Origin of the sequence: Streptomyces sp. NPDC014006 (assembly GCF_043088925.1) — a bacterium.
Lineage (GTDB): Bacteria > Actinomycetota > Actinomycetes > Streptomycetales > Streptomycetaceae > Streptomyces.
Genome location: NZ_JBICAJ010000004.1, coordinates 323,259 through 345,851, shown reverse-complemented (window position 1 = coordinate 345,851; position 22,593 = coordinate 323,259). Strand labels below are relative to the sequence as shown.

Annotated in this window: 17 protein-coding genes; 6 read left to right on the top strand and 11 right to left on the bottom strand. The window is 71.0% G+C overall.

Annotated elements, in window-relative coordinates; all coding sequences use genetic code 11:
- Window positions 1-4: 4 nt before the first annotated feature.
- From ACF1GV_RS16845 to ACF1GV_RS16830, 4 genes are all read right to left on the bottom strand, one after another.
- Entirely contained in the window at window positions 5-1,003 is a 999-nt protein-coding gene (locus ACF1GV_RS16845; RefSeq protein WP_391681028.1) for a helix-turn-helix domain-containing protein, read from the bottom strand.
- A 166-nt stretch (window positions 1,004-1,169) separates the two neighbouring features.
- Window positions 1,170-1,592 carry a MarR family transcriptional regulator gene (locus tag ACF1GV_RS16840; RefSeq protein WP_391681026.1) on the bottom strand — a complete coding sequence of 141 codons (423 nt, stop codon included), beginning with the start codon at window positions 1,590-1,592 and terminating at the stop codon, window positions 1,170-1,172.
- Between the two features lie 110 nt (window positions 1,593-1,702).
- The gene (locus ACF1GV_RS16835) at window positions 1,703-2,509 is read right to left on the bottom strand and encodes an alpha/beta fold hydrolase (protein ID WP_391681023.1); all 807 of its coding nucleotides are present in this window, start codon (window positions 2,507-2,509) and stop codon (window positions 1,703-1,705) included.
- A 181-nt stretch (window positions 2,510-2,690) separates the two neighbouring features.
- Window positions 2,691-2,936, bottom strand: coding sequence for a hypothetical protein (locus ACF1GV_RS16830; RefSeq protein WP_391681020.1), 246 nt, complete (start codon window positions 2,934-2,936; stop codon window positions 2,691-2,693).
- Between the two features lie 248 nt (window positions 2,937-3,184).
- Between ACF1GV_RS16830 and ACF1GV_RS16825 the strand changes: the two genes are divergently transcribed.
- Entirely contained in the window at window positions 3,185-4,108 is a 924-nt protein-coding gene (locus tag ACF1GV_RS16825; RefSeq protein ID WP_391681018.1) for a LysR family transcriptional regulator, read from the top strand.
- Window positions 4,109-4,263: 155 nt separating this feature from the next.
- Here the strand turns inward: ACF1GV_RS16825 and ACF1GV_RS16820 are convergent, their stop codons facing one another.
- From ACF1GV_RS16820 to ACF1GV_RS16800, 5 genes are all read right to left on the bottom strand, one after another.
- Window positions 4,264-7,089 carry an AAA family ATPase gene (locus ACF1GV_RS16820; protein ID WP_391681016.1) on the bottom strand — a complete coding sequence of 942 codons (2,826 nt, stop codon included), beginning with the start codon at window positions 7,087-7,089 and terminating at the stop codon, window positions 4,264-4,266.
- A gap of 37 nt (window positions 7,090-7,126) precedes the next feature.
- Complete coding sequence (locus ACF1GV_RS16815) at window positions 7,127-8,164, bottom strand: helix-turn-helix domain-containing protein (protein WP_391681013.1); 1,038 nt, start codon at window positions 8,162-8,164, stop codon at window positions 7,127-7,129.
- Window positions 8,165-8,354: 190 nt separating this feature from the next.
- Window positions 8,355-10,646: an ATP-binding protein gene (locus ACF1GV_RS16810; protein ID WP_391681010.1), complete on the bottom strand. Its 2,292-nt coding sequence runs from the start codon at window positions 10,644-10,646 to the stop codon at window positions 8,355-8,357.
- A gap of 388 nt (window positions 10,647-11,034) precedes the next feature.
- Window positions 11,035-11,205: a hydrophobic protein gene (locus tag ACF1GV_RS16805; RefSeq protein ID WP_361637512.1), complete on the bottom strand. Its 171-nt coding sequence runs from the start codon at window positions 11,203-11,205 to the stop codon at window positions 11,035-11,037.
- Window positions 11,206-11,370: 165 nt separating this feature from the next.
- Window positions 11,371-12,537, bottom strand: a complete 1,167-nt coding sequence (locus ACF1GV_RS16800) for a cellulase family glycosylhydrolase (RefSeq protein WP_391681005.1) — start codon at window positions 12,535-12,537, stop codon at window positions 11,371-11,373.
- 357 nt (window positions 12,538-12,894) lie between these two features.
- On the opposite strand from ACF1GV_RS16800, the gene manA reads away from it, so the two are divergent.
- Window positions 12,895-14,109, top strand: coding sequence for a mannose-6-phosphate isomerase, class I (manA, locus tag ACF1GV_RS16795; RefSeq protein WP_391681003.1), 1,215 nt, complete (start codon window positions 12,895-12,897; stop codon window positions 14,107-14,109).
- Between the two features lie 82 nt (window positions 14,110-14,191).
- Here manA and ACF1GV_RS16790 read toward each other — a convergent pair whose 3' ends face one another.
- Both ACF1GV_RS16790 and ACF1GV_RS16785 read right to left on the bottom strand, forming a co-directional pair.
- Window positions 14,192-15,223, bottom strand: coding sequence for a LacI family DNA-binding transcriptional regulator (locus ACF1GV_RS16790; protein WP_391681000.1), 1,032 nt, complete (start codon window positions 15,221-15,223; stop codon window positions 14,192-14,194).
- A complete protein-coding gene (locus ACF1GV_RS16785) occupies window positions 15,220-17,640 on the bottom strand; it encodes a glycoside hydrolase family 2 protein (RefSeq protein ID WP_391680998.1) in 2,421 nt (806 codons plus the stop codon). The genes ACF1GV_RS16790 and ACF1GV_RS16785 overlap by 4 nt, the downstream gene beginning before the upstream one ends.
- Before the next feature lie 267 nt (window positions 17,641-17,907).
- Between ACF1GV_RS16785 and ACF1GV_RS16780 the strand changes: the two genes are divergently transcribed.
- From ACF1GV_RS16780 to uppS, 4 genes are all read left to right on the top strand, one after another.
- Entirely contained in the window at window positions 17,908-19,230 is a 1,323-nt protein-coding gene (locus ACF1GV_RS16780) for an ABC transporter substrate-binding protein (RefSeq protein ID WP_391680996.1), read from the top strand.
- Window positions 19,231-19,318: 88 nt separating this feature from the next.
- On the top strand, window positions 19,319-20,290 hold the full coding sequence (locus ACF1GV_RS16775; RefSeq protein WP_391680994.1) for a carbohydrate ABC transporter permease: 972 nt from the start codon (window positions 19,319-19,321) through the stop codon (window positions 20,288-20,290).
- On the top strand, window positions 20,287-21,150 hold the full coding sequence (locus tag ACF1GV_RS16770) for a carbohydrate ABC transporter permease (RefSeq protein WP_391680991.1): 864 nt from the start codon (window positions 20,287-20,289) through the stop codon (window positions 21,148-21,150). The genes ACF1GV_RS16775 and ACF1GV_RS16770 overlap by 4 nt, the downstream gene beginning before the upstream one ends.
- Window positions 21,151-21,861: 711 nt before the next feature.
- Window positions 21,862-22,575 (top strand): polyprenyl diphosphate synthase, encoded by a 714-nt coding sequence (gene uppS / locus ACF1GV_RS16765; protein ID WP_391680989.1) that lies wholly within the window; start codon window positions 21,862-21,864, stop codon window positions 22,573-22,575.
- Window positions 22,576-22,593: the final 18 nt, after the last annotated feature.

Below are 22,593 nucleotides of genomic sequence, written 5' to 3'. Positions count from 1 at the left end.
TGCGTCACACTCCCGAGGCAGGACCGGGGGTGGCCGTCGTCGCGTAGTTTCGCCCCGCGTCACGCCACTCGCTGGGTGAGCAGCCGTAGACGGACTTGAACGCCCGGCTGAAGTGCGCGGCGTTCTGGAAGCCCCAGCCGCGGGCCACCGCGGAGATGGTGCGGCTGACGCGTGCGCGGCGCAGCAGTTCGCGCGCGCATTCCTCGATCCGCCGCTGCTGGATGAGCCGGTGCACCGTGGTGTCCTCGTCCTCGAACAGCACGTGCAGGTAGCGCAGGGAGATGCCGTGCGCGTCGGCGACGCGTGCCGGTGACAGGGCCGGGTCGCGCAACCGGGCATCGATGTGGGTGCGGATCTCGGTGATCAGCAGGGCGCGCGGGGTGTCGGGTGCGCTCGCGCCGTGCCCGCGTGCCTGCTCGTCGACGACCGTTGCCACGAGGTCCGCGAGGTGGCCTGCGAGGCGTTCCCTGACGTGGCCGGCGAGGGCGGCGGCACCGCAGGCGACGTCGGTCGCGAGGGTCCGCAGCAGTGCCGCCACGCCGTCGGCTGCGGCGATGGCACGGCCCGTGACGCGCGGGACGTGCAGCGCCGACGGCCCGAGGGCGCGCTCGGGCAGGCGCAGCGCGTACAGGTGGAACGGCGTGTGCTGGTCCAGCGTGAAGGGCCGGCGCAGGTCCAGCAGGGCCAGCTGACCGGCGCGTACGACCGTCTCGCGGCCGTCCTGCCGGACGGCACCCGTGCCCTCCTTCTGCACGAGCAGCACCAGGCGGTCCTCCGGCTCGTCCGGCGCCGAAGGGGCGGGTCGGCTCAGGCGCAGCGGTGCGGCCCGCATGGACAGCAGCCGCAGCCGGCCCGCGTCGCCGGAGCCGAGTGTGCCGTGGAAGTCCGCGGCACCCGAGGGCAGTGTGACCTCCACGGGTGCCAGTCGCCGCCGGACCGCGTGCTGCCACTGCCGTGCTCGGTCCGGCCCCGGCATCGACGCTGTGCTGACCTCGTCCTGCACGACGCCCCCTTCCTGTCGTCCGGTCCCGGCGGGACGGGTACGTGACGTCTTCAGCCTGGTCGGGGGCATCGGGGAGGGGTTAGGTCATATGACCTAACCTTCGTGAGGGGTCGATCGACGTGTGCACAGGGAAATGTCACACACGCGGCCGCGCGGGGGGTACGCGTCAGTGGTCCACGTTGGCGATCATGCGGTACAGCACCCTGAGCGCGATGACGTAGTCCCCGTCGGAGACGCCGCGGTGGATCCGGCCGCGGATGCGGGGAGCGGCTGCCGCCAGCCGGGCCCGGGCTCGGCGACCGGTGTCGGTCAGCGTGAAGCGCCCGCTGTCGTCGCAGGTGATCCAGCCGCGGTCGAGCAAGTCGTCAAGGATCTCGGCGTACGTCGAGACCGTGCCGACTTGAGGTGTCATGTACTCGCGCAGCGCCTCGGTCAGGCCTGTGCGGGTCAATCCGCCCTCGATACGGGCGAGTCGGTTCAGGGTCATCCCGTGTCGCTGGGTCACGCCGAGCGAGGCGTGTTCGGCGTCGACGAACGAGGCGAGGGCGGTGTGTGCCGCGCCCGTCCAGTAGGTGACGGGCTGGTTCACCAGTTGGTCGTCGCCGAGGTCCCCGGCGTCCTGCGATGCAGTTTTCTCGTGTTGAGGATCCTGCCTCCCATGGCGCTCGGTCTCGGCGTGGGGGTGCTGTGACTGCGATGTCATCGGTGACTCACCCACTCGGACCGCCGGACGACTTCCCCGATTGCGGCGACCACGACACCGGGGTCCGTGCTGAGGATCTTCCGGTGGTCGCGGAGGCTGGCGGGGAAGAGGCTGAGGTGCGGGTTGGCGGCAACGGCCTTGGCGACGGCCGCTCGCCTCGGACCGGTGTGGTGCTCGGATGCGGCCAGGGTGCCTTGATCATCGGCCACGAAGACGGTCGGGCAGCGCAGCGCGGCCAGGTCCGCCGACAATTCGCCGTTGACGATGTCCATTTCGATGACGACCTCCGCGCGCTGCACAGGAGTCATCCGTGCGGAGAGGCCGAGGGGCGCCAGGATGCGCTCGATCCGTCCCCGTCGGCTGAAACGGCTGCGCAGCTTCTCCTGGTCTGCCTGGTCGAGCAGGGACACGGGATGGGCGCCATCGACGAGGACCAGCCCGCCGACCTGGCCGGGGTACTCGGCGGCGTAGCAGACGGCGAGCGTCGCGCCGTAGGACCGGCCGACCAGGATGGGGCGTCGGATCCCTGTCGCTTCGACGACGCGGTCTATGTCGTCGATGTCGGCTCGTATCGAGCAGTCGGACGAGCGGCCCGACTTGCCGCGCGCCCGGGCGTCGAAGGTGACGGTGCGGTACCTGCCGACGAGCCGTTGGAGGACGCGGCTCCACTGCCGGCGCGTCGCGAAGGCGCCGTTGAGGAAGAGCAGTGGAGGTGTCTCGTCGGAAGAGTCGAGGCCGTACAGGCGGCTGTCGACGCCGTACAGCCGGGTGTCGGCTGCGACAACCGTGAATGGAGAGGACATGCGGATCCCTTTCGCGGCCCTGCACTGGGCGTGGCCGGAGTGGCGAACTGAGTTGAGGCGCCCGTCGGTTCGGTTCGCGACCGGAGCGCCTGACGCGGTCTTCGGGCCGGGTGAGCAGGGGTCGGGTGCCGGCCGGTGTCTCGTCACCGACGGTGCCTCTCACCTTGGTGCCGGGGAAGTCTCAGCTTGCGGTGAGAGCGGTACGGGTTTCGGGATCGATCACCGTCGTGTTCTGGGCCACGACGATGCGCCAGCGCCCCTCGTCCTTGGCAAGGACGTACACGGCGACACCCGGGGCGGCGTCCGGGTTCGCGGCCACCCAGGACGCCCATCGGCGGCCTGACGTGCCCGGTCTGCCGCATCCGCCGCGCACGGCGGCCCCGTCGTCTTCCTGCGGCATGGGCGCGCCGGCGATGAGCGGATTCACGGGTGTTTGTCTCCTTCGAGGTACAGGGGGCGGGTCTGAACGGGGTCACTCTGGCGAGAGCAGGCCCGGCCACCGACTCGTGGCCCTTTCCGGGCCTCGAACGCGGGCACATGGCCGTGTCGGGGGTGCGAGAGGACTTCACGTTGCTGATGGGCAAGCGGTGCAGGCAAAGACTGCAACGCTGCGCCGGCGTCAACAAGATGAGATAGTGACGCGACCGTATAGCCAGGCTCAACCGAGGGGGACCGGTGCTGGAGCGGCTCGAGCTGGAGGCGTTCTTGACGCTGGCCGAGGAACTGCACTTCGGCCGCACCGCCGAGCGCCTGCATCTGACAACCGGCCGGATCAGCCAGAGCATCAAGAAGCTGGAACGGCACATCGGGACGCCGCTGTTCGAGCGCACCAGCCGCTACGTCCGTCTGACCCCGGCGGGCCGGCAGTTGCACGACGATCTCCTGCCCGCCTACGAGCAGCTGCGGTACGGTCTGCGGAAGGCGGTCGATGCCGCGCACGGCATCCGGCACGTGTTGCGGGTCGGGTTCGTGGGCGCCGCCTCGGGACAGCTCATGGTCCACGCCGCTCAGCTGTACGCCGAGCGCCATCCCGGACACCGGGCGCAGCCCAGGGAACTGCAGATATCCGACGCCTACCCGAGGCTGCGCGACGGGGATGTGGACCTGCTCATCGTGTCCCTGCCGCACGAAGAGGCCGGCATGGTCGTCGGCCCCGTGCTGTACTCCGAGCACCGTATGCTCGCCGTCTCCACCCGGCATCCGTTGGCCGGGAAGGAAACCGTCTCCCTCGAAGATCTCCCGGGTGTGAGGCTTCTGCAGGCCCAAACGGTCCCCGCGCACTGGCGCGCCGAGCGCACGCCCCTGCTCACGCCCGCGGGCCACCCCATCGAACCAGGCCCCGCCTTCGAGACCTTCCAAGAGGCCCTGGCCCTCATCGGCGCCGGTCAGGGCGCTTTCGTCGTGGGCTCCCAGGCGACGCGCTACTACGCGCGATCCGACGTCGCCTACGTTCCGTTCAGCGATGCACCACGGCTCGAGTGGGCTCCCCTCTGGCTCGCTTCCCGAACAACACCCTGCATCCACGACTTCAACCGTGCCGCTCAGGACGCTGCCGGGCGCGACCATCTCGCCGCGGTCACTGCCGACTTCGGCATGTGACGGCAGGACGGCGAGGCCGCCGGCACGACCTGTTGGTCTCCCCCTCCCCCGTCCGATGATTCGAGCAGGTGTGCGGCAGCGCCGCGGCGAGTGCGGCACGCACCCATCTGCTTACACCCTGCACGAGGTCCGGCACACCTGGCCCACGTGAGCCGCTATGCGGCGCCCTTCTCCAGCGCCCGCGCCAGGGCGGCGCGCGAGGCGATGCCGAGCTTGGGGAAGACCTTGGCCAGGTGTCCGCCGACGGTGCGCGGGGACAGGCTCAGTCTCGCGCCGATCTCCTTGTTGGTCAGCCCGTCCGCCGCGAGCTGGGCGATGCGCAGCTCTTGCGCGGTGAGCGAGCACGCGCCGCCGTCCCGGGTGGCGTGGGAGTGCAGTGCGCGCTCGGCACGCTCGGCCCAGGCAGCGGCGCGCAGGGTGCGGAAGGTTTCCAGGGCCCGCTCCAGCGTCCGCCGTGCCTGCGGACGGTGGCGGTCGCTCATCCGGACGCCGTGGGCCAGCCGCAGCCTGGCCAGTTCGAAAACCCACTGGTCGGCGCCGGGCACGGCGTACGCCGCCTCGAACAGCGCGTCGGCGTCCTCGTCGGCGGCGGCGAGTGCTCGGGCGGCGGCCAGCAGGAACGCGTGGTGCGGGGAGATGTCGCCCATGCGTGCCGCGCTGCCCGCCGTCACGTGCGCCCTCGCCTCACCGGTGCGTCCGGTGCGCAGGGCCGCGTCCACGAAGTCGAAGAACGGCAGGTGGAACCAGGGCAGACCGGCCGGCAGCACGCCGGGCGGGGTCAGGCCGGCGAGGGTGGTGTACGCCTCTTCGTCGCGGCCGTGGGCGAGGCCGGTCAGGGCGCGCAGGTGGGTGAGATGGTCCGTCACGAACGTCATCCGGGCGCGGTCGGCCGCCGGCCGGATGGCGCGGTCCAGCGCGAGGAGGGCCTCCTCGTCCCCGCGTCCGGCCAGGACATGGGCGTAGTGGTGCCGGAAGAGGAGGGCGTTGCAGTGGTAGCCGAGGGCGTCGGCCGCCTCGGCCTCGCGCAGGCACACCTCGACCTGGTCCCAGTCGCCGCGCAGATAGTTCTGGTAGCCGCCGGCCTTGGCGATGCTGCCCTGGGTGGCGTAGGCGTGCTGGCCGAGGAACCGGCGCCACAAGGAGGCGTCGGCCATGTCGACCGCGGCGGCCGTCCACAGCAGCAGCCAGGCCGCGCCGGCCTGCTGTTCCTGGCTCATGGCGGCGGCCATGGCGCGTAGTTCGGCGCCGGTGCCGTGGGCTGTGCGGGCGGGGTCCGACCAGGCGCGGCGGCACAGGTCGGCCAGCGCGGAGACCTGGTGCCGGTGGGCCCGCAGGGCGGCCCAGCCGCGCGGGTCCGACGTGTAGACGGTTGCCAGCAGCAGTTTGAAGTAGACCTGTTCGGCGAGGTCGTCGAACGGTCCGGCGCCCGGGTCCGTCCGGGCTAGGGCGGTGAGGGCCTGCGGGAGCAGGGTGAACGAGGACTCGAAGTCGACGTGGTGACTCTGGTCGACGTAGACGACGGCGTAGGCGTACAGCGGTGCGCTGTCGGCGGGGACGGGCGCGCGGCGCAGTTCCTCGACGAGTTTCGCCGCGTACGGCAGCCGTCCGCCGCGGGCGGCCATGGCGGCGGCCCAGGTCAGGCGGCGGGCGCGGGCCGCGGGGGCGGCGCTCAGGGCGGCCGCGCGGTGCAGCAGGAGTGCGCCCTCGGCGTCGCCGCCGCGCAGCGCGAGCCGGCGGCCCGCCTCCTGGAGCCGCCCGGCGAGGTCCTCGTCGGGCAGAACGGTCGCGTCGGCCTCGTGCCCGAGCCCCCTCGGGTCGTCGTACGGCAGCGCGGCGGCGAGCCGGCGGTGGGCGGCCCGTCGTTCGGGTCCCGAGGCCCGGGCGACGACGGCGCCGCGCACCAGCGGGTGCCGGAAGGCGAGCCTGCCGTCCGGTTCCAGGTGCGCCAGTCCGCTCGTCTCGATCTCGTCGAGTACGTCGTCGGCGCGCCGCGCGGCGAGGCCGTCCAGCAGGGCCGGCGTCACCCACGTCGCCGCCGTGCCGCCGAGGGCCGCGTACAGCAGCACGCGGGCGGCCTCGTCGGACAGCCGCTCCAGTCTGGGTGCGAACAGCCGCTCCAGCCGGTGTCCTAGCGGGAACCGTCTCGGCAGCGGCATGACGCCGCGCGCCTGGTCCGGGTGGAGGTGCACGGGCAGTTCGACGAGCGCCAGCGGGTTGCCCGCCGCTTCCTGGAGGATGCGGTCGGCGGTGGTGACCGCCAGGTGCGGGTGCCGGGTGCGCAGCAGGGTGCGGGCGTCGTCGCCGTCCAGCGCGCTCAGGTCGACGACGGTGCCGGGCCGGGCTTGCGTCGTCGCGCCCTCGGGGCGGCCGGCGCTGACGAAGGCGAGGGGCACCTCGGCGGTTCTGCGCTGCAGGAACGCGAACACGGCCGCGCTGGAGGAGTCCACCCACTGCAGGTCGTCCACGAGGACCAGCACGGGGCGCATGCGCGCCTCCCCCGCGAGCAGCGCGAGCACGGCGGCGCCCACCAGGAAGCCGCCGCGTACCGGCTGCGCGGCCTCCCCGAGGGCGAAGGCGAGCGCCCGCCGCTGCGGCTCCGGCAGCGCCCGCATACGGCCCGTGAGCGGCCACAGCAGCTGGTGCAGCGCGCCGAACGTCACGCCGGCCTCGGCCTCGGAGCCGACCGCGCGCAGCACGGTGAAGTCCAGTGCGCGCGCTTCGGCGTGGGCCCAGTCCATCAGGGCCGTCTTGCCGATGCCGGGGGCGCCCTGCAGGAGGGTGCCCGTTCCACCGCTGCCCGAGCGGGCGTTGTCGAGCACCCGACGCAACAGGGCCTGTTCCGGGGCACGGCCGGCGAGCGCCGGGCGGTGCCGGGCCGCAAGAGCGGCAGCGCGGGCCGCGCCCGGCGGTCCCACGTCGGCGGCGCGCCCCGCGGCCGACGCGGGTGGTGGCGACAGGGCGTCCGGGTGTACGCCGGTCACCGTCCCGTCTCCTTCCGCGGCCCGTGCCGGCGCCGCATCAGGCCGCACGGTCCGTGTCCCGGCCCGCACCGGGGGCGGTGCGCCCGGTGCGGGCCGCCGGTCCGGCAACCCGGGCCGGGTCGCCGTACTCCCGGCGCGGCGCCCGGCCCGCCGAGCTCAACCGTCGCCACTCGCGCGGCGAGTGGCCGTACACCCGGCGGAAGGCCCGGCTGAAGTGGGCGGCGTTGACGAAACCCCAGCGGTGCGCCACCACCGCCACGGCGGGCGCGGCGCCGCCCCGGGCCAGTTCCCGGGCGCACTCCTCCAGCCGGCGGCGCTGGACGAGCCGGGCCACGGTGATGCCTTCGTCCTCGAACAGCCGGTGCAGGTAGCGCACGGAGATGTGGTGGGCGGCGGCGACCGTCTCCGGCGTCAGACCCTGGTCCTCCAGGTGGCGGTCGATGTGGTCGCGGATGCGCCGCACGAGTTCGCCGCGTCCGCTGTCGGCGCCACCGAGCGGGCTGCGTTCGGCCACCAGCGTGCCCAAAAGGTCCTCGACACCGGCCGCGAGCCGCGCCGCCACGGCCGGACCATAGGAGTCCGCCGAGTCGAGGAGCCGTACGAGAAAGGGGCTGAGGATCGCGCCGACACCCTCGGTGCCGCTGATGGCGGTCGCCGTGATCCGGCGCAGGTCGTCGTCGGACACGTCCAGCCCACGGCGGGGCAGGTGGACGATGTGGCAGGCGAACCGGTCGGGGAAGTCGAGGACGTACGGCCGTGCGGTGTCGTAGACCAGAAGGTCGCCCGCGCCCGCGGCGGCGTGCCGGCCCCCTTGGAGCAGGGTCACCGTGCCGGCCGTCAGGACGAGGATTCCCACGAGCGCTTCCCCCGGCCCTTGGCGGCTGACGCGCTGGCCGTCGGCCCGCAGGGAGCAGACGCGCAGGTGTCCGAGGCGGCCGCCGGTGATCCGGCCGGCGAAGGGGCCGCCTCCGCGCGGTGTCACCGCCATGGGGAACAGAGCCTCGGCGAGGGCTGCGCGCCAGCGGCCGAGCCGGTCCCCGACGGGAACCGTGTCCGTCGACAGCACGAGGTGCACCTGGTTCTCCCCCTCTCTCCGCTCAGCAGCAATCAACCAGTTCGGCCGGTGAGGGCACCAGGCACTCTCCAGGCAGAAAGAGGCGGTGCCGGCGTGCACGGACGGAACAGGGCCGTGCGCGCAGGGGCAACTCGGGCCGCCCGGGCCCGCGTAGGGTGGCCGGGTCGCCTGCGCCGGGCGACGGCCGGGGTCACCGCATGTCCGGGCGGGCGAGCCGGGAGCGGGCCTCGGCGACCCGTTGGGGATCGGCGTCGGGGCCGAGGGCGATGCAGCGCGTGAACGCCTCACGCGCTTCTGCGGCACGGCCGGCGTCGAGCAGGACGTCACCGAGCGAGAGAAGATAGCGGCTCTCCAGCGCGATGTTGCCGTCCACCCGGCACAGCGCCACCGAGGCCCGCAGATGGTGCACCGCTTCGTCCCAGCGGCCGAGTCGGCCGAGGCTGCGGCCCAGGCCCGCGAGCGCGTTGCCCCGGGTGACGGCGGCGATGTGCGGTTGGAAGGCGTCCGCGGCCTCGTCGAGCCGCGCCAGGGCCTGCCGGTACACCTCGGCCGCTTCCTCGTCGCGCCGGGTGCCCTCCAGGTCCAGGGCGCGTCCGAGCAGGGCCTGCAGCATGCCGTGCAGGTCCCCAGCGGCCTCGAACAGATCGATGGCGTGCGTGGTGTGACCGAAGGCCTCGCGGTGCTCGCCGAGCAGGTGGTGAGCCCAGCCGGCGTACTGGTGCGCCCACGCCTGCTGGACGCGGTCGCCGGCGCGCCGGGCGGCGGTGAGCGCGCGGGCGGAGTACTCCAGGCTGTCCCGGGGCCGGCCCTCGCACAGGAGTACGGCCCAGGCGTAGTAGTTGAGCTGCGTGGCTTCCAGCAGCGGGTCCCCGAGCGCCTCGGCGGAGCGTACGGCGGCGCGGAACACCTCCGGCCAGTGACCCCAGAAGATCCACTGATCCGAGAACCAGTGCAGGGACTCGGCCACGTCGACTACGGATGCGTGCTCGCCCTCCGCCGCGGCGGCGTGCAGGGCGGCCAGCCAGTTGGGGGCTTCGGCCTGGAGCCACTCGCGTGCCCGGTCGGCGCTGGAGAGGTCGACGGTGCCCTGCCAGCCGGAGGGCGGGGCACCGTGGTCGGGTTCGTACCAGCGGCCGGCCATGACGGCGGTGTCCAGCAGCCAGCGGTACATCGACCGGCGGGCCCGTTCGATGTCGTCGCCGCCGTCCTCGGCGGCGAGCCGGGTGCGGCCGTACAGGCACAGCAGGTCGTGCAGCCGGTACCGGTCCGCGGTGGTGCCGAGCAGGCCGGCCTCGACCAGTTCCTCCAGCGTGTCCTCGGCGTCGTACAGGTCCTGACCGGTGAGCCGGGCCGCGCAGGCGGCGCCGACATCGGGGCCGGGGACCAGAGACAGCCGCCGGAAGAGGCGGGCGGCGTCGGGCGTGAGCTGGCGGTAGGACAGGTCGAAGGCGTTCGTCACCCGGATGTCCCCGGCGGACAGCGCGTCCAGTCGCCGCTCCTCGCGCGCGAGCCGGTCCGTGAGCCGGCGCAGGCTCCAACCGGTGCGGGTCGCCAGCCAGTTGCCCGCGACACGGAGGGCGAGCGGCAGGTGTTCGCACAGCCGGGCGACCTCGTGCAGGGCTTCCGGTTCGGCCGTCGCACGGTCCTCGCCGACGAGGGCGGTGAGGAACGCGGCCGCCTCGGCGGGGTCGAGCCGGCCGAGCGGCAGCCGGTGCACACCGTCGAGTCCGGTGAGCATGCGGCGGCTGGTCACCAGGACCAGGGTGCGGCCCGCGCCGGGCAGGAGTGGCCGTACCTGCGCCTCGTCGCGGGCGTTGTCGAGGACGAGCAGGCAGCGGCGGTCGGCGAGGACCTGCCGGTAGAGGGCCGGGTGGGCCTGGGGCCCCGACTTGGCCAGGTCCCGGTCGGGCACGCCGAAGGCCTTGAGCACCCGGACCATCAGCTCCGAGGGGGCGGGCGGCGTGTCGTCGGTCCCCCGCAGGTCCACCATGAGCTGTCCGTCCGGGAAGCGGTCGGCGAGCCGTCGGGCGGCGCGCAGCGCGAGGGTGGTCTTGCCGGTGCCGGGGGCGCCGTGGACGGTGACGACGACGGGCTGGGCGTCCGCGGCGCCGCCTGCGCTCTCGGCGTCATGGGCCGCGGGCGGTTCCGCGGCGAGTTTCTCAAGCTCCGCCAGTTCGTCCGCGCGGCCGACGAAGTCGTCGATGCCGCGGGGGAAGGAGCGCACACCGACGGGACTGTATCCGGGGGTACGGCCGATGCGGGCGGCGGCGAGCAGCCGCTCCCGCTCGCTGTCGTCGAGGCCGAGCCCGTCCGCGAGCGCGGCGACCGTGCGCCGTTGCGGGGCGGCCCGCCGTCCGCGTTCCAGATCGCCGATGCCGCGCACACTGACGCCGGACGTGTCCGCCAACGCCTCGATCGTCAACGACTTCGCCAGCCGCAACTCCCGCAGCAGCGGCCCGAAAGCCGCCTCGTGCGCGGACATACCCGCCCCTTCCACCCCACCCTGTACTTGAACATTGTAAGAGGTGTCGGAAGCGCTCTTGATCAAGAAAGGCCGGCCGGCCGGTTCACGTAAGAGCGGGCGCGGGCCCGTCGGACGCTCCCGCGCCGCAGCATCGACCCCCGCGAACCAGGAGGCGCAGGTTCCCACTGCGGAGTTCACGGGGGCCGACTCGCGGTCCAGTACCCACCGGCCCACCCGGTACGCCCGAACCAAGCCGTACGCCCCGTTTGTTCCGTGAGGCCGCCCTCACCCCCGGCAGCGTCCAGGACGCACAAAAAAAGGGGGTGGGCCGACCCTTCCGGGCCGACCCACCCCACAGACGCCGTCACATGGACGCCGCCTCGAACCGCTCAGTGCGCGCCGGCGGTCACCATCGGTACCAGCGACCCCGACGGCCGCCACCGGCCGCCGGACGGACCACGAAACCGAGCAGCCAGACCGCGAGCACGATCACCGCGACCCACCACAGGGCCTTGAGTGCGAAGCCCGCACCGAAGAGAACGAGAGCCAGCAGAAGAACCAGAAGCAGGGGAACCATTGTTATCAACCTCCTGGCCGTCGTGTGCTCCCATCACGCCCCGACAAACACCCGGTCGGCGCGTTACTTTCACGAGGTGGAGGGCATATGGGCGCGGCGTGCACGCCCTTCGACGAACGCGGCCACCTGACCGGACGCGGCCCCACTCCCCACCGCGCCCGGGACTCAGTGGTCCGCCGCGCCGCCCCGCACGACACAGGAGCGGTAGTTCTCCCAGCCCCATCCATCGCCGTCGGGGTCGGAGCTGCTGCCGTTGACGCAGTACGGGTAACCGTTCGGCGCCGTGCCACCACCCGAACCGCCGGCGCTGTACACGGTGGCCTTCTTGGCGGTGGCCACAATGCCGTTGGCTCCCTGGAAGAGACGCTGTCCCCAGGCCGTGAGCGAGTTGGGGTCGAAGTTGCTCACCAGGTCGAGGTACTCGACCCCGCCCCCGTTGCCGCTCCAGGACCAGCCGAGGTACCCGACCCGGAGGGACTGCGCGGTCGCCATGATGGCGTCCTCGTCCGGGTCGCCGTCGCTGTGCCGGTCACCGAACTCGCCGACCACGATCGGCAGGTGGTTGCCGACGAAGTAGTTCAGGTACTCCTGCACCTCGGCGGCGGTGTCGTAGACGCCGTACATGTGGATGGAGAAGATCGTGTTTCGATCGGGGTCCGAGGAGAAGACCGACGCCGCGTTGGCCTTCATCGTTCCCGACCAGTCCTGGCCCCAGTTGGGGGCGTCCACCATGAGGGCGTTGCGGATGCCGGCGTCGCGCAGCTTCCTGATGGCGTTCTTCGTGGCGTCGGTCCAGGCACCGTAACCGGTGTTGCCGTAGGGCTCGTTGCCGATGTTGACGACGACGTAGTCCTCCTGGCCGGCCAGCGCGCTCTTCACACCGGTCCAGTAGTCCGCCGCCCTGTCGAGCGAGGTCGCCGCGGAGTCCTCGCCGTAGCCGGTGGTGTCATGGACCTCCAGCACGCAGATGACCTTGTTCGCCTTGCACTGGGCGATCAGGGAGGAGACTTCGGAGCTGCTGGTCTTCGTCCACCGGTCACCGCTCGCCAGCACCAGGCGGACGGTGTTGGCGCCCTTCGCGGCGATGTCGGCGACGGCTCCGGTCCGGGTCGGGTACCAGGCGTACGCGTGGTTGACCCCGCGCATCACGAACTCGTTGCCGTTGGCCTCGTACACCCGGCCGTTGGCGACATGGATGCCGGTGGCGGTGGCGGTCGTGGCGGCCTCGGCCGGGGCGCCGAGGCCGCCGAGGGCGGACATCAGCAGGCCGAGAGAGCCGGTGAGCGCAACGGCGAAGGCGGAGCGGAGCCTGCTTCTAAGGGTCGTTGCCATGTCTTCCTTTCGCGCATGAGACAACGTTGTCACGATGGGATGCCGAGTGGCATGCGAGAGCCCTCCGGCGAGCCGTGGGCGTCGCGGGGCGACAACGCGGGAACGCCTCCATAACACCACCGAGTGTTTCGGTCATGTCAATAGTCGGGACATCTCTTGTTGCGCTGACAAGCGATTCCGGGGCATGCAAAGAGCTAAACTCGCACTGAACTAAACCGGTCATGCCGACAGTATTGCGGTGGAGCCCATGCCCCCCTACCTTCTGCGGAGAGGTGTAAGCCGGGGGTCCTATACCGGTTCAACATGAGCGAGCGATCACGCCCGCGAATGCCCGATCGACCTGGATAACATACCTCCGTGGATCTACTGCAACCGATCATCAAGAACTACGCCTGGGGCTCCCGCACCGCGCTCGCCCGAATACAGGGACGGAGCACTCCGTCATCCAATCCCGAGGCGGAACTGTGGATGGGCGCGCATCCGGCGGGTCCAGCGCGTGTCACGCGCGGCGGAGAGACGGTCACCCTCCAGGACGTGGTGGCCGGCCGTCCGGAGCGGGAACTGGGGGTGGACACCGCCGCCCGGTTCGGTGGCAGGCTGCCCTTTCTGCTCAAGATCCTGGCCGCCGAACAGCCGCTGTCCATCCAGGTGCACCCCGACCGCAACCGGGCACGCGACGCGTTCGCCGCACAGCTCGCCGGGACGGGAAGCGGCCCCTACTCGGACGACTGGCCGAAGCCGGAACTGCTCTGTGCGCTGACCCCGTTCGAGGTACTGGCCGGCTTCCGGACGCGCGAGGAGGCCGCCCGCGTCCTGGACGGGCTCGCTCTGCCCGCGCTGCGTCCCGTCACCTCGCTCCTGGAGGCCGACAGCGGTGCAGCGGCCATGACCACCGCACTGCGCGCCCTGCTCGAGTGGCCGGAGCGGACTCGCGGCAGACTCGTCGACGAGGTCGTCCGCGCGTGTGCCCGACTCGCCCGGCAGGCCGGGCCGTACGCGGCCCCCTACGAAGCGGTCACGCGCATGGCTCATCACCACCCCGGCGACATCGGACTCGTGGCCTCCCTCCTGCTGCGTCACCAAGTCGTCGAGCCGGGCGCCGCGCTGTTCATGCCGGCCGGCGGACTGCACGCCTATGTACGGGGGGTGGGAGTGGAGGTCATGGCCGCGTCCGACAATGTGCTGCGCGCGGGACTGACCTCCAAAGAGATCGACGTGCCGGAGCTGCTGCGGATCACCGACCCGTCCGTGCGCGTGGCCGCCGTCCGGCCGCGGCTTCTTCCCGGTCCGGGCACCACGCACTCCTACGACTGCCCGGCGGAGGAGTTCGCCCTCCACCGGATCGCCCTGTCCGCCTCACCGACGCCACTGACTCCTGCATCAGGGCCTCGTGTCGCCCTGTGCCTCGACGGCTCGGCCCTGCTGAGCGGACCGGCGGGTGACACCCTCACACTCGGTCCGGGCGCCTCGTGCTTCGTCCCCGACTCCGACGAGGGCGTCACGGTGCAAGGCACGGGGACCCTGTTCGTGGCGAGCGCGGGGTCCCTGCGCTCGACGCAAGCGCACCCCTGACGCGTACGGTCTGACAACGATGTCCACGACCGGGGGCCGCGACGTCGCGCGTCGCGGCCCCCGGTCATGCGTGCCCTGTCCGCTACGTGCGGGGCGGCGGTGCGGTCGAGCCACGCGGTACGAGTTGGGGCGTGTCCGCCGGCCGGGAGGCGACGTCCTGCCCGGCGATCACGTCGAACAGCAGCCGCGCGACCTCCGCGCCGAAGGTGTGCACGTCGTGGCTCATCGCCGACAGTGTCGGATGGGTGAGCCGGCACAGCTGCGAGTCGTCCCAGGCCAGCAGGGACAGGTCGTCCGGTACGGCGACGCCCATCTCGGCGGCGACGCCCAGGCCGGCGACCGCCATGATGTCGTTGTCGTAGACGATCGCCGAGGGGCGCTGGGACGACAGCAGCAGGGAGCGTGTCGCCCGCGCGCCCTCCTCGCCCGAGAAGCCCGTCTCGATGTGCACCGCGTCGTCCAGTCCGAGCTCCCGCATCGCCCGCTCGAACGCGTCGGTGCGGATGGCGCTGTGCCCCAGACCACCGGGCCCACCCACGCGGGCGATCCGCCGGTGTCCGAGCGCCGCCAGATAGCGCACCGCCTCGGCGACGGCGGGGCCGTCGTCGGTCCACACGGAGGGCAGTCCCCCGGTGAGCCGGGGGTGCCCCACGGCTACGGCCGGGAGCCCCAGATCGCGCAGGGCGGCGATCCGCGGGTCGCTCTGGTGGAAGTCGACCAGGATCGAGCCGCCGACCTGGCGTTCGCGCCACCAGCGCTCCTGGAGGCCGATCTCCTCCTCCAGGGAGCCGACCAGCCGCAGCAGCAGTGAGCAGTTGCGCTCGGCGAGCACGCTCTCGATGCCGGAGATGAACTCCATGTAGAAGGGCTCGAGACCGAGCAGCCGGGCTGGGCGGCAGATGGCGAGCCCGATGGTGTCGACGGACTGCCGGGACAGGCTGCGGGCCGAGGAGTTCGGGGCCCAGCCCAGTCTTCGGGCGGCCGCGAAGATCCGCTCCCGGGTCGCCTCGGAGACTCCGGGCTTGCCGTTGAACGCGAGCGACACCGCCCCCTTGGACACGCCGGCCGCCGCGGCGACGTCCTTGATGGTGACGCGGTCCGTCGGTGCGCTCACGCCGGTTCCACGCAGAACAGAGCGGCGCGTACGGCGTTGGCGCCCGTCTCGACGGCACCCCGGATGAGCAGGCGGGCCCGCTCGCCCGGCAGGAGCGTGCGCAACCCCGTGTCGCAGACGGCGTCCGGTCCGAGCCGGTCGGCCTGCAGGAGCAGATCGCGAACGAGGGTATGTGCTGTCACCACGACCTCGACATTACCGCCAGCGGCGCCGGGAGCGGAGGTCACGCTCACGTCGTAGTCGGGGGCGGGGTAGGCGAACTCCTTGTCCGGGAGGGGGAAGTGCACGGCGCGCAGCGAGCCGGCGTCCGCGACGAGGAACTCCTTGGCGGAGGCCGCGTCCGGCGCCAGATCCGCGTCCACGCTCTGCCGGTGGACCGTACGCGCCGCGACGGTGACGTCGAGCGTGCGCTCCGCCATCACCGTGCCGTCCGTGTGCATACGGCGCACCGTCAGCGTCGTGTGCCAGGGTTCGGCGGACTGGTTGATCACGGCCAGGACCGGGCCGGCGGCCGACGGCTGGAGGGTCAGCAGGCGGTCGGCGTAGACCCGGCGCAGTTCGTGGTACAGCGGTTTGAGGCGGCCGTCGCCGTCGATCGCGGACCAGGAGCTGACCGGCCAGCAGTCGTTGATCTGCCAGACGACGGTGCCCGCGCAGACCGGCCAGTGCGAGCGCCAGTGCTCGATCCCGGCGGCCACCGCCCGTGCCTGCACGACCTGGGCGAGATAGTGCCAGCGGTCGAAGTCGCCCTCGGGGAGGACGAAGTGGCGTTCCACGCCGCGGTTCAGCTTTCCGTTGCCGTCGTCGGCCTTCTGGTGGTGCAGCATGCCGGGCGAGTCGGGGGCGAGGTGCTCGCCGGGCAGCGCGCGGCGCAGGGTGGCCAGGGCGGGCGGCGCCTGCCAGCCGAACTCCGCCACGAAACGGGGCACCGCGTCGCGGTACTCGGCGTAGTCGCGGCGGTTCCACACCTCCCAGGAGTGGTGCGTACCGTGCGCGGGGTCGTTGGGGTGATGGTCCCAGGAGCCCGACCACGGGCTGCCCGCGGTGTACGGGCGGGTGGGATCCAGCTCGGCGACGATCCGGGGCAGCAGTCCGAGGTAGTAGCCCTCGCCCCAGGAGTCACCGGCGAGGGAGCCTTCCCAGTCCCAGTCGCGAAAGCCCCAGAGGTTCTCGTTGTTGCCGTTCCACAGCACGAGGGAGGGATGCGGCATGAGGCGGACAACGTTGTCGCGTGCCTCGGCCTCGACCTCTCCGCGCAGCGGCTGCTCCTCGGGGTAGGCGGCGCAGGCGAACAGGAAGTCCTGCCAGACCAGCAGGCCCAGTTCGTCGCAGGCGTCGTAGAAGGCGTCGTCCTCGTAGATACCGCCACCCCAGATGCGCACCAGGTCGGCGCCGGCTTCGGCCGTCTGACGCAGCCTGGTGCGGTAGCGCTCGGGGGTGACCCGGGAGGGGAAGACGTCGTCCGGAATCCAGTTCACGCCTCGGGCGAAGATCCGTGCGCCGTTGACGACCAGGGTGAATCCGGTGCCGTGCTCGTCCGCGGAGCGGTCGAGTTCGACGTTGCGGAAGCCGATACGCCGTTGCCAGGAGTCGAGCGGCCGGTCCGTGCCGGTGTCGACCAGGCTGACCTCCAGGTCGTACAGGGGCTGGGCACCGTACCCGCGAGGCCACCACAGTTCGGGCGTGGGCACGCGCAGGGTCAGCACCGCGCTGTCGCCCTCCACCACGGTCCGGACCTGTGCTCCCGCGACCGAGGCACGCACTTCGAGAGGCCGGTCCTCGCCCTGCTCGGTGCGTTCGACGTCGACGTGCACCTCCACCGTGCCCGCGTCGTCGGTGACGGTCACGAGCGGCCGCACCTGTGCCAGGCGCGCCGTCGACCACCTCTCCAGGCGTACGGGGCGCCAGATCCCGGCGGTGACCAGGGTCGGCCCCCAGTCCCAGCCGAAGCTGCACGCCATCTTGCGGATGTACTGGAAGGGCTCCGGATAGACGTTGGGCCGGTCGCCGGTCAGCAGACGGACGAACTCCGCCTCGTCGTAGGCGGAGGTGAACTCCACGTGCAGCCGGCCGTGTCGGCCGGTGACGTCGAACCGGTAGCGGCGGTGCATGTTGCGGGTGCGTCCCAACTCCCGCCCGTCGAGTGTGATCACGGCGGCGGTGTCGAGGCCGTCGAAGACCAGGTCGGTCCGCTCGTGGCCTTCCTGGGCGGTGTCGGCGGCGCCGAGGTCGCGGCCGTACGTCCACGCCCGGCGCCCGACCCAGTCCACCTCCCGCTCGTTCTGCCCGAGGAAGGGGTCGGGAATCAGCCCGGCGGCCAGCAGATCGGTGTGGACGCATCCGGGCACGTGGGCGGGCAGTGGCTCGCCTTCGTGCGTCAGACTCCATCCCTCGGAGAGCTGGACGACTTCCTTCATGTGCGGCTCCTTCGACCGTGCGGGCCTGTCAACGTGTAGCAGCGCGAGCCAACCTAACGCCCGTAACTGAACCGGTCTAGTCCCCTATCGCAACCCATCAGCGAGTGGGGGCGGTGACCGAGGTGGCAGTTCGCCCGTCATCCCGACTGGCAAGGTAACGATTATGTATCGCGACAGGGTCCACAGCTTTACCGGTTCATCAGCGACTGACATGCTGCCGCAGAACCACCGGAAGCCCGAGCCGTGATCCATGGAGGAGTGGGGCATATGGGGACAAAAGCACGGAGTGCCGCTCTGCTGGCCATCGCGATGGTGACCGTCGCCGGGTGCGGCGGAGGAGGGACGCCCAACGCGAACGAGACGGCGGCCGCGCCACTGAACCCTGACAGCGCCTCGGGCGCCATCACGGTGCTCACCAACCGTACGGATCTCGTGCAGGACGGCACGATGAAGAAGTACGCCGCCGAGTTCAACAAGACCTACCCGAAGGTGAAGGTCAAGTTCGAGGCCATCACGGACTACGAGGGGGAGGTCAAGATCCGGATGAACACCGAGAACTACGGTGACGTCCTGCTGATCCCCGCGGCGGTCTCCAAGGGAGACTACCCGAAGTTCTTCGCGCCGCTCGGATCCACGGGCGACATGAAGCAGACCTACCGCTTCACCGACAAGACCGACGTGAACGGCAGGGTCTACGGCATCGCCACGTTCGGCACCGCCAATGGCTTCGTCTACAACAAGGCCGTATGGAAGAAGGCCGGCATCACCGCCTGGCCGAAGACGGCACAGGAGTTTCTCGGCGACCTGCGAGCCGTCAAGGACAAGACCGGCGCGACGCCCTACTACACGAACTTCAAGGACGGCTGGCCGCTCACCAGCCCCTGGACCAACAGCGTCGGCGCCGTCAGCTGCGACAGCCAGGCGTCGGACAAGCTGGCGGCCACGGACAAGCCGTGGGTCAAGGGCAGCGACCTGTACGCGCTCGACTCCCTGCTGTACGACATCGTCCACGACAAGCTCTCCGAGAAGGACCCGACGACCACCAACTGGGAGAGCTCGAAGACCCTGCTCGCCAAGGGGCAGATCGGCTCCATGATGCTCGGCTCGTGGGCCGTCAACCAGATGCGCGACGCCGCCCGGAAGGCCGGCCGGAATCCGGACGACATCGGCTTCATGCCCTACCCGGGCCAGGTCGGCGGCACCTTCTGCTCCACGCTCGTCTCCGACTACCAGCAGGCCGTCAACATCCACTCCGGGAACAAGGGCGCGGCCCGGGCGTGGATCGACTGGTTCACCGAGAAGTCCGGCTACTCCGCCAAGGAGGGCGCCATCTCCGCCCTGCGGGCCGATGCGCTTCCGGCGACGCTCGAAGAATACGTTGACAACGATGTCAAGATGGTGGAACGCTCCGAGGCGAAGACCGCGGAGGTGAACGCCGTCGACCAGGCCTCGGAGATCGGTCTCAGTCAGCAGGACTACCGGCAGAAGCTCGTCGACCTCGCCCGCGGCGCCCAGAAGGGCTCACTCCAGGACTACTTCGACGATCTGAACAAGCGCTGGACCCAGGGCCGCCAGACCGCCGGCAACTGAAAACCCGTTCGCCGGGTCCCCGCGCGCTACCGCCCGACGGGACCCGGCCATCCAGCGCCCAGCGGACGACGAAAGGCCCTGGCCAGCAATGACCCGTACCGTTTCCACCGCTTCACCGCCCACGCCGGTCACCGAAAAAGACCGCGGCACACGGCATGCCCGGCATCAGGCCCCGGGCGCCCGGAGCCGCGGGCACCAGCCCCTGCGCCGGCTCACTCCCTGGCTGTTCCTGCTGGTCCCCCTCGCCCTCCTGGTCACCTTCACCTATGTGCCGGTGGGCAACATGATCTACTACAGCTTCACCGACTGGGACGGCGTCAGCCCCGACCGCTCCTTCGTGGGCGCCGAGAACTACACGGAACTCTTCACCCGCCCCGAGCTGTTCCGGGTCTTCGCGGTGAGCCTGTACTACCTCGCGGCGTCGGTCGTACAGATCGCGATCGCCCTGTACTTCGCCACCGTCCTCAGCTTCGACCTGCGCTTCAGGAACCTGTTCAAGGGCATCCTGTTCTTCCCCTACCTGATCAACGGGGTGGCGATCGGGTTCGTCTTCCTCTACTTCTTCCAGGACGGCGGCACCCTCGACTCGGTGCTGTCCTGGTTCGGCGCGCACGGCGACCACGCCTGGCTGAGCAGTCCCGAGTCGGCCAACACCTCGCTGGCGGGGGTGTCCGTGTGGCGCTACACGGGCTTGAACTTCGTCCTGTTCCTCGGTGCCATCCAGTCGATCCCCGGCGAACTGTACGAGGCCGCCCAGCTCGACGGCGCGAGCCGGTGGCAGCAGTTCCGGCACATCATCGCGCCGAGCATCCGGCCCGTGCTCAGCCTGAGCGTCATCCTGGCGATCTCCGGCTCGCTGTCCGTCTTCGAGATCCCGTACATCATGACCACCGGTGCGACCGGCACCTCGACCTTCGTGATCCAGACGGTGAAGTTCGCCTTCCAGTTCAACAAGACCGGCCTGGCCTCCGCGTGCGCGGTGGTGCTGCTGGCGATCATCCTGCTGGTCACCTGGATCCAGCGACGCCTCGTGCCCGACGAGAGGGTGGACATCGTATGACCATCACCGCCCCCGCTCGGCGGCGGCCGCGGCGGCGCCTCGGCGTCGCCACCACGCTGACCTATCTGGTCCTGATCGCCGCGTCTCTCGTGGTCCTGGTACCGCTCGCCGTGGTGTTCCTGACCTCCCTGAAGTCCTCCGGAGAGGTAGCGGACGGGCAGGGCGCCCTGGCGCTGCCCCACGACTGGCTGAACTTCTCCAACTACGCCACCGCCTTCTCCGACGGCCATATGCTGACGGCTCTCGGGAACACGGCCTTCATCCTGTTGTTCTCGATCACCGGCACAGTGATCATCGGCTCGATGACCGCGTACGCCATCGACCGTTTCGAGTTCCGGTTCAAGAAGCTGGTCATGGCGCTGTTCCTGATCGCCACCCTGGTGCCGGGTGTGACGACCCAGGTGGCGACTTTCCAGGTCGTCAACAGCTTCGGTCTCTTCGACACCCGGTGGGCGCCGATCCTGCTGTACATGGGCACGGACATCGTGTCGATCTACATCTTCCTGCAGTTCATCCGGGGCATCCCGGTGTCCGTGGACGAGGCGGCCAGGCTCGACGGCGCCAACGCCTTCACCATCTACCGCAAGATCATCTTCCCGATGCTGAAGCCGGCGATCGCCACCGTCGTCATCATCAAGGGCATCACCACCTACAACGACTTCTACATTCCGTTCCTCTACATGCCCTCGGAGGACCTGGGCACCATCTCGACCTCCCTGTACCGCTTCAAGGGGCCCTTCGGCGCGCACTGGGAGACCATCTCCGCCGGGGCGATCCTGGTGATCGTGCCGACGCTGGTGGTGTTCCTTTTCCTGCAGCGTTACATCTACAACGGGTTCGCCCAGGGAGCGAGCAAGTAGCGGCCGTGCCGGGGCGGTTCTGAACGCTGTGGGGGTGGGTCGAGTGGCGGTGGCCGGCCGCCGCGGTCCACCGCCCGTCGTACGGCAGCGGTCGGCTCTGGCTACCGCGAGGGTTTACGGCAGGACCAACGGGCGGTTGAGGTGGGGTCCGTCCGGCTGCGTAAGTTCTTGTCCCGGCCGGGATGACCGCCGGCAACGATCACAAGGGGGTGACCATGAAGCGCAGGCTGGCGTCCTGGCGGCACGTTCGTCGCCGCGGCCAAGTGCAGGAGCGGCCGCGTCGCGCAGGGCGCCGCTGCCGCGTCCGGCACGACTTCGTACGCCTACTGCTCGTCCTGCCGCTCGTCCCTCAAGACGCCCGCACAGGCCTGGGGAGGTCTGAACCTCGGCTTCCGGGCCGGCTCCGCACGCGTGAACGGGCCGACGGGAGTTGAGCCGTAGGGCAAGAACAGCACGTCGACGCACGCTGCGGTCTCCGGCCGCCCGGGGAGCGCTCCGGGAGCCGGAGACCGTTGTGCGTCCCGATGTCGCACAGGCGTACCAGGGGTGAAGTGCCGCAGGTGGCACCGCCTGGCCGGACTTGTGCTGGCACTCTGCTGGGAGTGATCGCGAAGAGGGATCACAGTCAGCTCTTGGGGGGCGGATGTGACACATCGGCATGCTGTCGGGGCTGTCCCCTCCCCTGGCCCGGACGCCGGGCCATCGCCCAAGGTGCCCCGTCACGTCGCCTGTGTGATGGACGGCAACGGACGCTGGGCCGCGCGGCGCTCGCTTCCGCGGACGTCGGGACACCGGGCCGCCGAGACGTCGGTGATCGACGTGATCGAGGCGGCCCGGTCGGCCGGAGTCGGATGGCTGAGCCTGTACGCGTTCTCCACGGAGAACTGGCGTCGCCCGAGCACCGAGGTCGACTTCCTCATGGAGTTGGTGCGCCGCGTCGTACGCAAACACGCACCGCTGCTGCATGCGCGGGGGATCCGTTGCCGCTTCCTCGGCGTGACCGACCCGCGGGTGCCCCCGGCACTGGCGCGGGACTTCGCCGACCTGATGACGCTGACCGGCGACAACCGGGGCATGACACTCACCGTCGCCTTCGACCACGGCGGGCGCAGGGACATCGTAGAGGCGGCACGCTCCCTCATCCGCAGTGGTGTGCAGGCCGAGACCGTCGACGAGGAGCGCTTCGCCGCGCATCTGCCCTTCCCGGACACCCCGGACGTCGACCTGGTGATCAGGACGTCCGGGGAGCAGCGCATCTCCAACTTCATGCTGTGGCAGGTCGCTTACGCCGAATGGGTCTTCCCACCGGTGTTGTGGCCCGACTTCCGCGCACCGCACTTCCTCGAGTGCCTGCACACCTATCAGCGACGCGATCGCCGCTTCGGCGGCGTGCTCCCGCACCAGAACGGAGACCCCCGACCGTGACCCGCCCAGACAGCGGCT